Source organism: Mucilaginibacter sp. P4_D1, from assembly GCF_056401935.1.
On the sequence record NZ_JBFUIJ010000043.1, the window covers coordinates 1 to 16,384 of the forward strand.

General features: G+C 40.1%; 17 protein-coding genes. 10 read left to right on the top strand and 7 right to left on the bottom strand.

Annotated features, from left to right (window positions below):
* Positions 1-939 (bottom strand): PAS domain-containing protein (locus AC1DV1_RS25255; protein ID WP_477365375.1); only part of this gene is annotated, 939 nt, incomplete at its 3' end.
* Between the two features lie 352 nt (positions 940-1,291).
* Here AC1DV1_RS25255 and kaiC point away from each other — a divergent pair.
* The 6 genes from kaiC to AC1DV1_RS25285 all read left to right on the top strand — a co-directional run bounded on the left by kaiC (position 1,292) and on the right by AC1DV1_RS25285 (position 9,356).
* Positions 1,292-3,025: a circadian clock protein KaiC gene (gene kaiC / locus AC1DV1_RS25260; protein ID WP_477365378.1), complete on the top strand. Its 1,734-nt coding sequence runs from the start codon at positions 1,292-1,294 to the stop codon at positions 3,023-3,025.
* A 5-nt stretch (positions 3,026-3,030) separates the two neighbouring features.
* Positions 3,031-3,318, top strand: a complete 288-nt coding sequence (locus tag AC1DV1_RS25265; protein WP_477365381.1) for a circadian clock KaiB family protein — start codon at positions 3,031-3,033, stop codon at positions 3,316-3,318.
* Positions 3,319-3,328: 10 nt separating this feature from the next.
* Positions 3,329-3,661: a circadian clock KaiB family protein gene (locus AC1DV1_RS25270; RefSeq protein ID WP_477365384.1), complete on the top strand. Its 333-nt coding sequence runs from the start codon at positions 3,329-3,331 to the stop codon at positions 3,659-3,661.
* A gap of 1 nt (position 3,662) precedes the next feature.
* Positions 3,663-5,348 (top strand): PAS domain-containing sensor histidine kinase, encoded by a 1,686-nt coding sequence (locus tag AC1DV1_RS25275; protein ID WP_477365387.1) that lies wholly within the window; start codon positions 3,663-3,665, stop codon positions 5,346-5,348.
* 354 nt (positions 5,349-5,702) lie between these two features.
* Entirely contained in the window at positions 5,703-6,479 is a 777-nt protein-coding gene (locus tag AC1DV1_RS25280; RefSeq protein ID WP_477365390.1) for an enoyl-CoA hydratase/isomerase family protein, read from the top strand.
* A 207-nt stretch (positions 6,480-6,686) separates the two neighbouring features.
* Positions 6,687-9,356, top strand: coding sequence for a PAS domain-containing protein (locus AC1DV1_RS25285; protein ID WP_477365393.1), 2,670 nt, complete (start codon positions 6,687-6,689; stop codon positions 9,354-9,356).
* A 75-nt stretch (positions 9,357-9,431) separates the two neighbouring features.
* Here AC1DV1_RS25285 and AC1DV1_RS25290 read toward each other — a convergent pair whose 3' ends face one another.
* A complete protein-coding gene (locus AC1DV1_RS25290; protein ID WP_477365398.1) occupies positions 9,432-9,710 on the bottom strand; it encodes a hypothetical protein in 279 nt (92 codons plus the stop codon).
* Positions 9,711-9,802: 92 nt separating this feature from the next.
* Here AC1DV1_RS25290 and AC1DV1_RS25295 point away from each other — a divergent pair, with 92 nt between their 5' ends.
* Positions 9,803-11,485, top strand: coding sequence for a MutS-related protein (locus AC1DV1_RS25295; RefSeq protein ID WP_477365401.1), 1,683 nt, complete (start codon positions 9,803-9,805; stop codon positions 11,483-11,485).
* 5 nt (positions 11,486-11,490) lie between these two features.
* On the opposite strand, the gene AC1DV1_RS25300 is transcribed toward AC1DV1_RS25295, so the two are convergent.
* Both AC1DV1_RS25300 and AC1DV1_RS25305 read right to left on the bottom strand, forming a co-directional pair.
* Entirely contained in the window at positions 11,491-11,784 is a 294-nt protein-coding gene (locus tag AC1DV1_RS25300) for a chaperone modulator CbpM (RefSeq protein ID WP_477365404.1), read from the bottom strand.
* Between the two features lie 5 nt (positions 11,785-11,789).
* Complete coding sequence (locus AC1DV1_RS25305; RefSeq protein ID WP_477365407.1) at positions 11,790-12,692, bottom strand: DnaJ C-terminal domain-containing protein; 903 nt, start codon at positions 12,690-12,692, stop codon at positions 11,790-11,792.
* A gap of 222 nt (positions 12,693-12,914) precedes the next feature.
* Between AC1DV1_RS25305 and AC1DV1_RS25310 the strand changes: the two genes are divergently transcribed.
* On the top strand, positions 12,915-13,250 hold the full coding sequence (locus AC1DV1_RS25310) for a cupin domain-containing protein (RefSeq protein ID WP_477365410.1): 336 nt from the start codon (positions 12,915-12,917) through the stop codon (positions 13,248-13,250).
* Positions 13,251-13,319: 69 nt separating this feature from the next.
* On the top strand, positions 13,320-13,829 hold the full coding sequence (locus tag AC1DV1_RS25315) for a GNAT family N-acetyltransferase (RefSeq protein ID WP_477365413.1): 510 nt from the start codon (positions 13,320-13,322) through the stop codon (positions 13,827-13,829).
* Here the strand turns inward: AC1DV1_RS25315 and AC1DV1_RS25320 are convergent.
* Positions 13,826-14,455 carry a CatA-like O-acetyltransferase gene (locus tag AC1DV1_RS25320; RefSeq protein WP_477365416.1) on the bottom strand — a complete coding sequence of 210 codons (630 nt, stop codon included), beginning with the start codon at positions 14,453-14,455 and terminating at the stop codon, positions 13,826-13,828. The two genes, AC1DV1_RS25315 and AC1DV1_RS25320, sit on opposite strands and share 4 nt — an antisense overlap.
* The gene (locus AC1DV1_RS25325; protein ID WP_477365419.1) at positions 14,452-15,141 is read right to left on the bottom strand and encodes an HAD family hydrolase; all 690 of its coding nucleotides are present in this window, start codon (positions 15,139-15,141) and stop codon (positions 14,452-14,454) included. The genes AC1DV1_RS25320 and AC1DV1_RS25325 overlap by 4 nt, the downstream gene beginning before the upstream one ends.
* 498 nt (positions 15,142-15,639) lie before the next feature.
* Between AC1DV1_RS25325 and AC1DV1_RS25330 the strand changes: the two genes are divergently transcribed.
* Complete coding sequence (locus tag AC1DV1_RS25330) at positions 15,640-16,020, top strand: DUF1493 family protein (protein WP_158643021.1); 381 nt, start codon at positions 15,640-15,642, stop codon at positions 16,018-16,020.
* Positions 16,021-16,161: 141 nt separating this feature from the next.
* Here AC1DV1_RS25330 and AC1DV1_RS25335 read toward each other — a convergent pair whose 3' ends face one another.
* On the bottom strand, positions 16,162-16,383 hold the full coding sequence (locus AC1DV1_RS25335; RefSeq protein ID WP_439697915.1) for a PspC domain-containing protein: 222 nt from the start codon (positions 16,381-16,383) through the stop codon (positions 16,162-16,164).
* Position 16,384: the final 1 nt, after the last annotated feature.

Here is a 16,384-nt window from a genome sequence, read left to right on the forward strand (position 1 = left end):
TATTAATGCTTCGGCAGCATCATTTATGCCCAATAAATTTACGCCTGCCTTATTCACGTAAGTAACATCGGTAGCGATGCCGCTGAGTACAATAGCATCGGCGGTGTTTTCAACCAGGGCTATTAACTTTTGTTGCTCCTGCCTATCCAGTTGTTCGCGGGTAGCGTCCCTTATGATGCCGGCAAAACGCCAAAGCTCATTATCAAGCCCGAAATACGCCTTGCCCTTACATTGAATCCAATGTTTCAGGCTGCCATCCCGGTTAATTGTTCTGAATGTTATATCATAATTTCCATCCGACAGTGGATTATATGCATTCTGGACAGCTTCCCTAACCCGAAACTCATCTTCGGGATGAATGTGCCTGAAAATATCGTTGTACGTTACTTCCTCGCCAGCCGAAAAGCCGCACAATTCTTTGCAGCGATCATCCCAAATCACAACTCTTTGGGGTGGATAAAGATCCCAGGTGCCTATTTCGGCAGCATGTAAGGTAAATTGTTTACGTTCTTCGCTTTCTTTTAATTTTAACCGGGTTAATACCAGCTCGGTAACATCTGCGGCTGTATTTAAAACTCCCCAAACCTGGCCCTCGCTATTCTTTATTGGCGTAAATACAAAGTTAAAGTAAAACGTTTCAAGGTTTCCATTTACAACTATGTCAACGCGTGCTTCTGTGGCCTCGTAAGCTACCCCTGTATGGTAAACGTTGTTCAGGATATCAAAAACCGGTTGTGTTTTTAGTTCGGGCAACAATTCAAAATAACGTTTGCCAACAACGTCATCGCCTTTTGCAAATATTTTGATGATGGATTTGTTGGCAATTTTTATCAACATATCTTGCCCTATATATAAACCAACCGGGCTCGGCGACTCTTCTATGAGGATACGAAAGATATTTTCGTTGTTTAGAAAACTTTGTTCTGTAGCGTTGGTCATTTACCTGGGAAAGTGTATAAATATACTCCTTTAATTTACATGGTAATAAACTAAATACCCAGCCTTATGTTTTAATAAATCGCCGATTCGGGCTGTTGAATAACATCTTTAAGATAGTTATTTTCAGCGGCGGGATTCTTTATTTTATAAAACGATTAATTATCACGGTAATGGCCATAAAGTATTATAGCTAAGCAAGGTCGTTGCCTTATCTTCCACGTAAAAAAACAGCTACAAACCAATAAATAAATTTCTCATGATAAAACAAAGTGGGCCTGTATTGCATTATTAACCAATTAAATTGCAGATGCAGGTACGTTGATAGCACGTATAAAATAAAACGCTGTTCACAATGAGTAAAGAAAAAAAAGAAGAAAAGCCAAATTTCCCCTCGTTACCTAAAAGTCAAACGGGCATAACGGGTTTAGATGAAATAACCGGTGGTGGGCTGCCCCAGGGCAGGCCTACCTTAATATGCGGCGAAGCTGGCTGCGGTAAGACTTTAATGTCGCTTGAGTTTATCGTTCGCGGCGCAACGGAGTTTAATGAACCAGGTATTTTTATGGCATTTGAGGAGAAGGCCGAAGAATTGGCAATGAATGTAGCTTCATTAGGTTTTGATCTGATAAAGCTGCAAACCGATAATATGGTAAAGATTGATCATGTTCACATTGACCGCAGCGAGATTGAGGAAACCGGCGAATATGACCTGGAAGGCCTGTTCATTAGGCTGGGTTACTCCATTGATTCAATTGGGGCAAAAAGGGTAGTGTTAGATACACTTGAGAATTTATTTTCGGGCCTAACGGATCAAACTATCCTTCGGGCAGAACTGCGCCGGCTATTTAACTTTTTAAAAGATAAAGGTGTTACAGCCATAATAACCGGCGAAAAAGGTGAAGGACCATCTTTAACCCGTCAGGGCCTGGAAGAGTATGTTTCTGACTGCGTTATCCTGCTTGACCATCGCGTTATCAACCAAATTTCTACCCGGAGGTTACGGGTGATAAAATATCGCGGTTCGCAACATGGAACTAATGAATATCCTTTTTTAATCGACGAGGACGGTATTTCTGTATTGCCGGTTACGTCTTTAAAACTTGGAAAAGATGTGTCCTCGAGTAGGGTGTCTTCGGGTATTCCGGCACTTGATAGTATGCTTGGCGGGCACGGTTTTTTTAAGGGGAGCAGCGTTTTAGTTTCGGGCACAGCAGGCACCGGTAAAACCAGTATAGCGGCATACTTTGCCAATGAAACCTGTAATGGCGGCAACAGATGCCTGTACTTTGCTTTTGAGGAGTCGCCAAAACAGATTATCAGGAATATGAAATCTATCAATGTGGATATGCAAAAACACATTGACAATAACTTGCTGCAATTTTATGCATCCCGGCCCACTTTGTATGGCCTTGAAATGCACCTTGTGGCTATTTATAAACTTATAAAAAAATTTAAACCTGCCGCGGTTGTGCTCGATCCCATAACCAACCTTATCACTGTTGGTTCGGTAAGCGAAGTAAAATCAATGCTCATAAGGCTGATAGATTTTTTGCAGGAAGAACAAATTACAGTAATGTTTACGGCGTTAACCCTTAATACAATTATAAGCGACCAAACCGACGAAGGTGTTTCTTCGCTTGTTGATGCCTGGCTATTGGTGCGGGATATCGAGTACAATGGTGAACGGAACAGGGGTATGTATATCATGAAATCGCGCGGTATGAAACATAGTAACCAGGTGCGTGAATTTGTTATTACAGACAACGGACTAGACCTGGTTGACGTATATCTTGGGCCCGAGGGCGTACTTACCGGATCGGCGCGTGAGGCTGAGAAACTAAAAGAAAAAACCGGGCTTGCGCTACGGGACTTTGCCGTATCGCGTAAAGACAAAGAGATTATGCGTAAACGAATGATGCTGGAATCAAAAATAACCAACCTAAAAGCAGAATTTGAATCCGTTGAAGATGAGCTGAATAAAATTTATTTAGAAGAAGAATTAAAACAACAGATAATAGAAAAGAACCGGGATGAGATTACAAGGATGCGCCGGGGTACTACTGATGCTGATAAAAATAAAAGTTAAATGAAATGGAAGACGAAACAGTAAAATATGAATTGAGGTTGTACGTTGCCGGTAAAACAGCTAAATCTGTTGCCGCGCTTGCCAACCTTAAAAAATATTGCGAAGAATATTTAAAAGGCCAGTATACCATCGAGGTAATAGATTTATTGGTGCAACCCCAACTTGCAGAGGGTGACCAAATATTTGCAATACCCACCCTGGTAAGAAAGGTGCCTGAGCCTATCAGGAAAATAATTGGCGATTTATCCAACGAAGAAAAAGTGCTGGTGGGTTTAAATATCAGGCCACGCTAAAGAAAATATAATGTCTGAACAAGATCAACTGCCACCTTTGGCCCAGAATTTAAATTTTGATGACGGGAGTGTTTTTCAGTTACGCTTGTTTGTAGCCGGAGCCTCGCCAAATTCAACGCGTGCCATATCCAATTTAAAGGGTATTTGCGAACAGTATTTAACCGGTAATTATGAATTGGAAATTATAGATGTTTACCAACAACCTTTAATTGCCGAAAGTGAACAGATTATTGCCCTGCCGCTGCTAATTAAAAAAGCGCCGGGGACCGAGCGCCGGTTAATAGGCGATATGAGCAATGTCGCAAAGGTACTTCGTGGGCTTGGTTTATATACTGATTATTAATATGAATCATGCTAAATTAACATACGACGAGCTAGTACAAGGATTTCGGGAGCTTCAGTTTAAATTAGACGAAGCAAACGATACTATTGATGCTATACGGAATGGCCAGGTTGATGCACTTATTGTTAAAGACAATACCGGGCATCAATTATATACACTTAAAACAGCCGACCAGACCTACCGTGTTTTTATTGAAAAAATGAACGAGGGGGCCGTCACCCTAAATACGGAAGGTATAATTCTGTATAGCAATTCGCGTTTTGCAACCATGATGAATATGCCTTTAGAGCGGGTAATAGGATTAAGGTTTGAAACTTTTATACCCGAAATTTCTACAGAAAGATTTAATTACATGATTAATAATGGCTGGGAAGAAGATTGCAAAGGGGAGATTTTGTTGGTAGATAAAAAGGGCCATTTAACACCTTGTTTGTTGTCATGCACAACCCTCAGTCTTGACGAAGGTTTATCGCTTAGTTTGATACTTACCGATTTAACAATGCAAAAAGAAGCCGAATGGGAACTTAAAGTAAAAAATGACCAGCTTGTTGCGGCGCAGGCAGAAACTAAAAAGCTGAATAACGAACTTGAGGACACGGTAAAAGAGCGTACGAAAGACCTCCTGATAAGCAGGGAGCATTTTAAGCTGCTAAGCGATAATATTCCGCAGATGAGCTGGACAAACCTGCCCGACGGTGAAATTGATTTTTTTAACCAGCAATGGTATAATTATACCGGCTTACGTTTTAGCGAAACCGCAGGTTGGGGCTGGCGGCGCGTAGTCCATCCGGATGACCTGGCGGTAACCATAGATAAATACATACACTCATTGAAAACCGGAGATATTTTTGAAGTGGAAAACCGTTACCTGCGCTGGGACGGAAAATACCGCTGGCATTTAAACCGGGCCATGCCGTTGAAAGGTGATAACGGCGAAATTATTTTTTGGGTAGGCACCGCTACTGATATTGAAGATCAGAAACAGGAAATGGAGCGTAAAGATGAATTTATAGGTGTGGCCAGTCATGAACTTAAAACACCGTTAACCAGCTTAAAAGGCTACATTCAGCTCATCAGTGGTTATAACAAGGAACATGTGCCGCCGGTTGTTAAACAATATATTGAAAAAGCTGGGGTTGCTGTAAATAAACTACAACGCCTGGTAAATGATTTACTCGATGTAAGCAAAATACACGCGGGCAGGCTTGAATACGCTATCGAAGAAGTTAACCTGCGCGATTTGGTTTTAACATCGCTGGAGAACGCGGAGCACATGTATCCCCAGCATGAATTTGAAAACCAAGCTACCGCCCCGTTTAAAATTATCGGAAATGCTGAAAGGTTGGAACAAGTAGTTATGAATTTTATAAATAACGCTGTAAAATACTCGCAGGTAAACAAAAAAATAATCATTAAAACCGAAATCAATGAAAGCGTAGTACGCCTATCTGTTACCGATTTTGGAATCGGGTTATCTGCCGGGCAGATTGAGCGTATATTTGAACGTTTTTACCGGGTTGAAGATCAAAAATTCATGGCTAGCGGCCTGGGTATGGGGCTTTATATCAGCACCGAAATTATAAATAATCATAATGGTAAAATTGGGGTAGAGAGCGAATTGGCCAAAGGCGCAACCTTTTATTTTGAGTTGCCAATTATAGCAGGACAAACGCACGTAAATAGCTAATGGAATGAGCTTATGGCGTCGGGAAGATATAAGTATCAAACGAAACCTTGCTTTTATTGGCAGATCGTGGTTAAATGATCGAGGTACCAAAGGAACTTTTATTGGCCAACAACAGRCACAAATATTTGGATGCGACTAAATTGCGCGATCAGTTTAGTGTTAACCATGATAAAATATAAAATATTGATTATTAAATACTTATAAATTTTTTATCCAAAATGTGTTAAGTTATGTTAACCCAATTTGATGCGTTTGCGCTTAATTATTTTAGGCTAAAATTGCAGTTAACTAAAATACTTCTGATATTGGACGTGCGTTGGTTTGGTTAACAAACCAATTTATATACCCATAAACATGTCGTCCATCGATAACGGAAATGTATCAAGCATAACAAGCACCAATGGTACGGCTACCATTAGTTTCTATCATCCATCTCAAAATTCTCTTCCATCTCATTTACTGCAAAAACTTGCTAAAAGCATTCAGGAAGCAGGCGCCGATGATGCCGTAAAAATTATTGTATTAAAAAGCGGGGGCGATCGTACATTTTGTGCCGGCGCCAGCTTTGACGAATTGATGCAGATAAAAGATAAGGAACAGGGAAGTAAATTTTTTTCGGGCTTTGCCGATGTGATAAATGCATGCCGCAAATCCACTAAAATAATTATTGCACGTGTGCAGGGGAAAGCCGTTGGGGGCGGAGTAGGCCTTGCCGCGGTTGCCGATTATTGCCTGGCTACTCAATTTGCTGCAATAAAGCTAAGTGAGCTGGCGATAGGGATAGGACCATTTGTAATTTCGCCGGCGGTGGTGCGTAAAATTGGCTTACCCGCGTTTTCGCAGCTGACTATCCGGGCAACTGAATTCCAAACTGCGCAATGGGCAAAAGAAAAGGGCTTGTATAACGAAGTTTATGAAGATATAGCCGCTCTCGACTTTGCTGTTGAGGAGTTGGTAAACAAACTTGTGTCATATAATCCCGCGGCCTTAACTGCCCTTAAACAATTATTATGGGAAGGAACCAACAACTGGGATTCGTTATTAGCCGATAGGGCAGCAATTAGCGGCGAATTGGTATTATCTGATTTTACCCAGCAGGCCCTTCGTGCTTTTTTAACCCCAAAAAAATGAGTAGCTGCTGGTTTAATCAACTGGTTTTGATTTTTTTTGTTGATTAATTAAAGTGGTTATTACCCACTGAAGCCATTGTTTGTTAAAATTAGCTAAGGGCTTATTTTATTATAACTTTATCAGGATAAATTTACTTCACAAACCATATCGTCATAAAGGCATAATATTTTGGTAAATTATATAGATTGCAAGAATATTTTATTTTAAATGTACCAACCTCAAAAAAGCAAATTTATAAGCCTTGTTAGCTTATTCACCATATTGGCAGGTGTACTGGTTGTGTGCGGATGGCTTTTGAATATAGATGCACTTAAAACACTCATACCTCAATATGTAGCGGTAAAATTTAGCACGGCACTTTGCCTGAGTTTCCTGGGCTTAACTACTTTACTCATCCAACAACCTCCAAAAAAAAATATCAACCACGCTGTTATTGTTCTATCAATAATCGTTGCCTTAATTGGCCTGTTTGGGCTACTCCAATATCTGCTGCAGTTTCATATACTTACCGATAATTTTTTTGTTAATGGTGTTGATATCATAACTGGTGCCAACTATACTTATAATAGTTATACAACCATCAATACTTCCATTTGCACTTTATTGTTAGGTTTTGCCTTTGTGTTTATTGTTACTAAGCGAAAAAAAATGCAGTTGACGGGGCAATACATGCTCCATGCTGTCACCCTTATTTCAACCGTTGCTATTATCGGTTACGTATACGGTTTGTCTCTTTTTTATAACTTCAGTTATGTGAGCTCGATGCCGGTGCATACAGCATTATTGTTTTTTGGAATTTCAATAGCTGCTTCGCTTTTGCATCCTCAATACGGGCTTACTAATGTGTTTACCGGTAGCAGGGTGGGTAATCAAATGGCCCGTAAGTTGTTTTTACCGTTGGAATTGATATTTATTGTTTTAGGTTTTCTGAGGTTTAAAACACAGTATAATCACCTGGTTACACTTGAAGTTAGTATTTATATGCTAACGCTCATTATGCTTGGCATTTGCCTTACCGTAGTTGCTGTTACTGCAATATGGCTTAACCGAATCGATGAAAAACGTTCGACCGCAGAAAATGAAGTTATTTCAATTAACAGTTCGCTTGAAAAAAGGGTAGCAGAACGATCTGTTGAACTAACGGCGCTTGTAGATAAACTGGGTGAAAGCGAACGCAGGTACCGTTTACTTATTGAACATGCTTCAGATGCCATATATGTACTTAATTTCGACAACAATTTCACCGAAGTTAATGCCAGCATGTGCAAAATGACGGGCTACGCGCGCGAAGAGCTTTTGCAACTCAATTTAATAAACTTGCTTGAGCCCGAGCATCTGAAAATTGACCCTATCATATTGCGCCCTGATGACTTAACAGAAGCTACTATTAAAGAACGCCGCTTTTTGAAGAAAGACGGTACTATTTTCGACGTAGAAGTAAACGTAAAGAAATTCTCAGACGACCGTATTTTGGTTATAGCGCGTGACATTACCGCCCGTAAAGCAATGGAAACTGAATTACGACTTGCCGAGTTGAAATTCAGAACACTGGCCGAAAAATCAATGGTAGGCATTTACATCATTCAGAAAGCTAAATTTACCTACGTAAACCCTCGTTTTGCCCAGGTTTTTGGTTATAGTCAGGACGAGCTTATTAATGCCCCATCTGCAGCAATGGTTGTTAGCGAGCAACATAGGGACATCGCGTTAGAGCACATCCGTGCCCGGTTAGAAGGAGAGATTGACAGTATCGATTACGAGGCAATTGGCCAACGGGCGGATGGGTCATTGAACTGGGTAGAGTTTTATGGTAACATGGTAACAATTAATGGCGAGCCCACCATTATCGGATCAATGATAGATATAACAGAAAGGAAGGAAGCCGAGGAACTACTGCGCCAATCTGAACTGAAATATAAATTATTGTTTGATAGCAATCCATTGCCTATGTGGATGATATCGAAAGACGATCTTTCGATAATTGCAGCAAATAAAGCTGCGGCAAGACACTACGGTTATACCATTAATGAGTTTTTACAGATGAATGCCCGGGATATTAGAATTGAAGAAGATTGGGGCGCATTGGTTGATAGCTTTAATAAAAACACTTCCGACTCCGGAGATCAGGGCATTTTTAAACACCAGAAAAAAGACGGATCGATAATTAATGTTCAGATTATTACCCAGGATATTGTATTTAATGGCCGGCCGGTACGGCTGTCATTGGCAAATGATATTACCGAAAAAATTAAGTCGGAAGAGTTACTGCGGAAATCAGAAGCTAACTTGCAGACAATTTTAAACACCACCGATTCTGCTTACGCGTTGTTTGATAAAAACCTGCGTGTACTGGCATACAACACAATGGCTGCAAAATTTGCAAAAACGCAATATAATCACGGGCCGGATGACGCCAATTTGCCGGCAGATTACTTTCCCATTGAACGGTTTCCTCAGCTTGAAAGGTTTGCTGGGCAGGTGCTAACCGGGCATCATGTAAGCTATGAAATTGATTACCAGCAGCCCAACGGTGATATGATGTGGTATTACGTAAGGCTATTGCCAATTATTGACAGCAATGACCTGATATTGGGGCTGATGATATCGCTTTACGACATTACCGAGAGAAAGAATGCCGAAAGCGACTTGAAGGCTGCTTATGAACGAATTCATGATCAGATAAATAGCATAAAAACAATGGCTTGGAAACAATCTCACTTTATGCGCAGCCCTATAGCCAATTTAAAGGGACTTGCAGCCATGCTTAAAGATGACCCGGGGGATGCCACCGCTTTGGCATATATTATGGTAGAACTTGACCGCCTTGATACTGTAATAATTGAAATGGCAAACGACGCAGCTATTCATGAGGATTAAATGGTTTTAACATTCAAAATAAAAGCCCATCCGTTAATGCAGGATGGGCTTTTATGACATATTATCATTTACCTATTACCAACGGCGGTGGCCATGAAATGACCTGTAATATGTTCTGTGATAGTACGGCCTGCAATAGCTTCGGGAAGCGTAGTATCTTGGTCTTTCGTAATAAACACTGCGGTCGTAGTAAACGGGTTCAGCGTAGTAAGGGCGATAATCGTCGGCCACGATAACCTTGTGATGAGGATAACGATATCCAAAAGATGCGCCAATGGAGATACTTTGAGCTTTGGCAAATTGAAATGAAAATAATATAGCCAGGGTTATTATCGAAATTTTAATCAGTTTCATCGCTTTAAAAATTTATTAGTTAATAACTTTGTTTACATTTATATTGACTGGAAAATAAACCACGGGTTTAAATCTTTTATATTCTTTTAAGCATGTATTATATCATTTTTACGGTACTAATTTTGTCTATTGTACTAACAATTTCATACATAGTATCTTACTTTGGAAAATTACGGGCTAAAGAAAAAAACCTGGAAAAAATCAAAAACAAATGGGCAAAACCGGTAAACTCGAGGCGCAATTTTGATTTGATAAAAATTTACCTGGATGCGGATGCGGCCGCGGGCAAAATATCATCAGTAACCGCAGATGACCTCGACCTTAAAAATGTTTTCAACTATATAGACAGAACTAATTCAAAACCCGGAAAGCAGCTATTATATAAGAAATTGCATTTTCCGGAAACATCACTTGATAATTTGTCGAAACTTGATGCCAAGGTAACAGCCCTCAATGCGGATGCACCCAATCGTGAATTTTTAGAACTCGAGCTTTCAAAGCTCAGCCATAGTAATGCCTATCAAATTCCCAACTTGTTTTTAAAAACGCATACGCCATTATTTGCCCCTGTTATGGCTTTGTATGTTAAAATTGTGCCGTATTTAATTTTAGCAGCGCTTGTGTCACTTATTGTTATACCTAACCCAGTCAGCCTGATCATATTGGGCGTTCTGTTGGGTTACAACACTATATTTCATTTTGCCAGCAAGAAAAAAACAGCTGAATATTCAGATTCGCTACCACAACTGTTAATAATGCATAAAGTGGCAGTTTGGTTAGTTAGATATGCAGATATTGGCGATACCAGCGACATCAAAAAATGCCTCCTAAACCTGGCCGGTTTAAAAAGATCTTTAAGTATTGTGAATTTCGAAAGTCACCTGGTGGTTGATTCTGGCTCTCCGGGGTATGCAGTATTTCAGCTTTTTAAAGTGCTTTTTCTGCTCGAGCCACATATTTATACCAATTCAATAAACCACATCGGCAAATTCCGCGAAGACATTGAAAAGGTATACAATTTTGTTGCCGAAGTTGATGTACTGATAACCATTCAATCGGTAAGAGAAGGTTTGCCATTTTACAATAAGCCCGAATTTATCAGCCAGGATGCAAAAATGGAAATTACCGATCTATTCCATCCTTTGGTAGATAAATGCGTGCCTAATTCATTGTATACCCGGGCAGATAGGGGCGCATTGATAACCGGCTCAAACATGTCGGGCAAAACAACATTCATTAAGGCAATAGCAGTTAATACTTTGCTGGCTCAAACTATATTTACCAGCTGCGCCAAGGCTTATAAAGCACCATTCCTAAAAATACAAACCAGTATTAAAATAACCGATAGTATTGAAGAGCAGCAAAGTTTTTTCCAGGCACAGGCGCTGGCCATATTAAATATTGTTGATAGCAGCAGTGCTGCCGAAGAAATTAAAAGCCTGGTTATTATAGATGAAATATTCAGGGGTACAAATACCATTGAACGTATCGCCGCCGCAAAATCGGTTTTATCATATATCACAGCCAACGATAATTTTGTTTTTGTATCTACCCACGACCTTGAACTGGCCGAACTGCTGGATGAAGATTTTGCCATTTACTCGTTTGAAGACTCCAAATCGGGCAAAACGCTTGTATTCGATTACAAATTAAAAGAAGGCCTGCTTAAAAGCAAAAATGGTATCGCGATATTAGCATCAATGGGCTACCCGGAGTCTGTAATTGATGACGCCAATATTGTAAGCGAACGCATGATGTTGAAGTATATGGAGTAGGCAACTTACTCTCCCTCATACATCTTCAGCTTATTGCGCAGCCCGCGCATATTTTCCTGCATTTGTTCAATCCTGTCAAGCATATGTGTTATCGCCTCGATGCCGGCGATATTGATATCTAACTCGTGTAAGCTAACTATTTTCTGAAGCTTTTTTAATTCCGATTCGGGAATGAATATGGTTTGGTCAACTTCTTTAACATCAACAAGCCCTGCTTGCTGCAACGAATTTATAAACGTGAACTCCACGTTATGGTAGATACAAAATTCATTGACTGTAATTAGATTCTCCGTTTTCATAATAATCAGGATTTTGACAGTTCTTCAAACAGTTGCTTTTGTTTATCGGTAAGGTTGGTTGGTATTTTTATGTTATAGGTAAGATATAAGTCGCCAAACTCATTCTCTTTTTTATAAACCGGCATACCCTTGCCTTTCAACTTTACCTTGGCGCCATTTTGAGTTTCGGGCTTTACTTTAACTTTTACTTTTCCGGTTGGTGTTTCGGCCATAATCTCGCCACCTAATACAGCCGTATATAAATCAAGATCAATAGTATTATAAAGGTTAGCGCCATCACGTTTAAAACGGGCATCCGCCGGGATATTAAATTTAATAAACAGATCGCCGGCAGGGCCTCCATTTACGCCAGCGCCCCCATGGCCGGCAATTTTAATGGTTTGGCCATTTTCAATTCCAGCCGGGATTGTAATTCGTATGTTTTTTCCGTTAACGGTAAGCGTTTGCTTATGTGTTTGCAGAGTGTCCTGCAGGTTCAATTGAAATTCGGCATTCAAATCCTGTCCGCGGTAACCCGTGCGGCGCCCGCCACCCGCACCTCCGGCGCCACCAAACATCGATTGGAAGAAATCGGAAAAATCTTCGCCGCCGCCAAAACCACCTCCAAATCCTTCGAAACCGCCCGCCCCACTACCACGTTGCCTGTTTTGTTGCTGCCTGTTTTGCTGTTCATATGCTTCGCTATGTTGCCAGTTTTCGCCGTATTTATCGTACTTTTTGCGTTTTTCGGCATCGCTCAATACTTCATTAGCCTCGTTTATTTCCTGGAATTTTTTATTCGCTTCAGCGTCGTTGGGATTTAAGTCGGGATGATATTTGCGGGCCAGCTTGCGGTAAGCATTTTTGACGTCTTTATCCGAAGCTGCCTTGTCTATCCCTAATATTTTATAATAATCAATAAAAGCCATGATTGGTTGATGTGTAACTTATCTAATAACCGTATAAAGATAAGATGGTTTTCWAATATTGCGGCATTATAAACGGTCAACATTTGGTTATATATTTTAATTAATCAGGTGGTTGTTTTACCCCAATCACAATCCCGTCAAACACCGGGATTGTTTTACCCGGGAGACAATAGCAGTTAAAGAAAAGATACAAAGTTTAAAATAGTAGTGTAAATTTGATGCATGCAAAACCAATTTTTTCACCTGTTTAGCGATATCAAAACCAAAGAGATTGCGCCCGGCTATTTTTCAAAACTAATCCACACCGATGCCAACACCATCAATTTTATTGAGGTAAAGGCAGGGATATCTTTACCGATGCATAAACACGTACACGAACAGTCTTCGTTTGTGCTGGAGGGGAAATTTGAGCTTACTGTTGGCGGTATTCCGCAGGTATTGGATTCCGGGATGTTTGCAATCATCCCATCAAATATTGTGCATGGCGGTACCGCTGTTACTGATTGTAAACTGATTGATATTTTTAGCCCGGCCCGCGAGGATTATAAATTATTGTAAACGGTTAATTTTTTTGTTAGGGATTTATTGCTGTAAATACTAAGTTTGCCCTCCCAAAAACAAGATACTATGCCAATAACCAAAGCAACGCTTACCGATGTAGCCGAACTAAATATATTGATTAACAGTGCCTACCGGGGCGAAGAATCAAAAAAAGGCTGGACTACAGAAACCGACCTGGTTGATGGTATCAGGATAGATGAGCCGATGTTAATTGATTACCTGAATAACGATGCCATCACCATTTTAAAGTATACCAACACCGCTGGTAACATCATAGGTACTGTATACCTTGAAGTTAAAGAGGATAAGTTATATCTGGGTATGTTTAGCGTATCGCCGGCGTTGCAAAACGGGGGAGTAGGCCGAGCTTTAATTGAGGAAGCCGAAGTTATTGCAAAGCAACTTAGCCTGCACACAATCAGCATGACGGTAATCCGCAGCCGTAAGGAGTTGGTTAGCTGGTATGAACGGCGTGGGTATGTATTTACGGGCGAAATTCAACCATTTCATGATCATGGCCGTTTTGGAGCACCAAAAGAATTAATAGAACTTATTGTAATGGAAAAAACGGTTTAAACCCCGTTATTCATTAGTTGCTGAAAACTATCAATAAACCGGCCCACGTGTAGGCCATCTACCAGGGCATGGTGTACGTGTATAGATACCGGCATTGATCGTTCGCCATTCTCATGTACTGTCATTTTACCAAAAGAGATTTTGGGGCAGCTATCTTCAATACCAAACATCCGGGCGTGGGATATACTGGTAAAATCAATCCACGGTAATGATGAAAAACGGATGATGTTGGTGGCCGATGAGCGTACCAGTTCATTGGATTGTTCCACCTGCTCAACCTCTTGATTGGCGGTAACTATAAATTCATCAAGTGAAGGCGCGTATGGAAACGATCCGAAGCCAAATGTGCCATTGGCTCGCCCAACGGTCGATCCTCCGTCTACCTGATCGTGGACGTACACTTCATCGCCTTCGATACGATAAGTAAATTCAGCTATTTTTTGCGAAGCAGCTAAGGCGAGGTACATGGTGTATAAAAAGAATGATACCTTCTTTTCTTTGGCAAATGCATACGCGGCTGTACAAGTCATAGTTACGGTTACGCCGTAATAAGGCTCGTCAAATTGCTTAAAGAAAAGGAAATGTTCTTTGCGTACCCAGGTATCAAGATCTAATTTTTTCCTCATCCTTGTACCGATGATAAAATATCTGTAAGCTTATCTGCCTGCATAAATTTTTCATGACTTAAACTGGTCTCCACATGCTCATGTGCCCAGGTGGTATGGTAAGGTACATGTATAGCATATCCACCAATATTTAACACCGGCATTACATCCGATTTAAGGGAATTGCCCACCATCATAAACTCTTCAGGATTAATATCCAGGTGTTTTATAAGTTTAATATAATCATCTTCTTTTTTATCGCTCATAATCTCGATATGGTGAAAATAATGCGCCAGACCCGATTTTTTTAGTTTGCGTTCCTGGTCAAGCAGATCGCCTTTTGTGGCTACCACCAGGCGATAATCAGTTTTTAGTGTTGATAACACGTGCTCCACACCATCCAGCAGTTCAATAGGCTCATTGAGCATCTCCCGCCCATATTGTAAAATAATGTTGATGGTATCGATACCGATCTTATTGTCTGATATTTTTAAGGCGGCTTCAATCATGCTCAGGATATAGCCTTTTATGCCATAACCATAAAGGGGGAGGTTATCAACCTCCACCTTAAAAAGCTCTTTTGAGATATCATGTTCGGGCAAAAAGTCTTCCAGCAGGCTGCAAAACTTTTTCTCTGTATTCTGAAAATAAGGTTCATTAACCCAAAGGGTATCATCGGCATCAAAAGCTATAACTTTTAGKTTCATGGGATATGATAAACTAATTGCAATAATAACGATACCGCTTGAATTATTTGGCAAAATTGCATTAATGGTAGTGCAAACGCATCTAAGTTGGGTTAACATAACTTAACACATTTCAGGAAAAATATTTATAACTATTTAATAATCAGTGATTTTTAGATTTATCAAGGTTAACATTAAACTGATGTTTTGCGAAATTTAAGCGCACCTAAATTTTTGAGCCTGTTGTTGGCCCAAATAGGTACCGAACAGATTTAGATCTTTTAATAAGAAGCTGCCAATAAACGCAAAATATCGTTTTATGGTGATAAATCCCGGCTTCATGAGTTTATCCACCTTTCTGTTATTTAATTGAAGACCAGCGTTGATAAATATTTAGATACTGATGCCCTCGCGTTAAGGGCATCAGCAATATCTTTTTTAATAATATGGTAACCTTTTTTTCAAAAATAGGTCTCCATGATGCAACCTTTGTTTTTAAAACAACGTCCTATAACCAACATGATCAAAACTATTCAATTAATGGAAGAGATACTGCCCCCTTTAAAAGAATTTATTGTTGATTATTGCAGCCGCTACAAAATTCGCAGTGTAGATCCTGGCAGTCTTTGCCTTGAAACCAGCCTGGACCTCGACCTGGATATTTTCGACATTGAAATAGACCTCTTCCTGGCCGATTTTACCGATCAGTTTAAAATAGACCAATCTAAATTTACCTGGTACAAATATGGGTATCCTAAAGGATCAACCAGGGTAAGGATGATAAAAATGGTATTTGGGTATAACAGTACCTGGGTAAAACAACTGGCACACTACTGTTATAAGCCCAAGTTTAAAGTGCGTAATTTACAGGATGCTGTTATTACCGGTATGTTGGTATAGTACCTAAAACTTGCTACGTTAATTGTTTTTATGTTGAGAACAAGCTATCATCAAGCCTCGGGGAAGTAATTAGGCTGAGATTAAGATAAGATTGATAAGTCCGCTATTTTAAACAAATCCTGTAAAACCCTTAAAATCGCGTTAAAGATCAGTAGCCCTGGTGTGCGTACGCTTTACGAATTTACGGATATCGAGTACGATGCCGGCGAAGAAATAAAATATAAGTGGGAAACCTACTGCTAAAAAGGAAGAGTAAATAAAAAACAAACGGATTTTGGCTATCGAAATGTTAAATTTTTCGCCCAGGTACGTACATACACCAAAGGAGTAGCGTTCAAAAAAAGTTAATATTCTTTGTAGCATG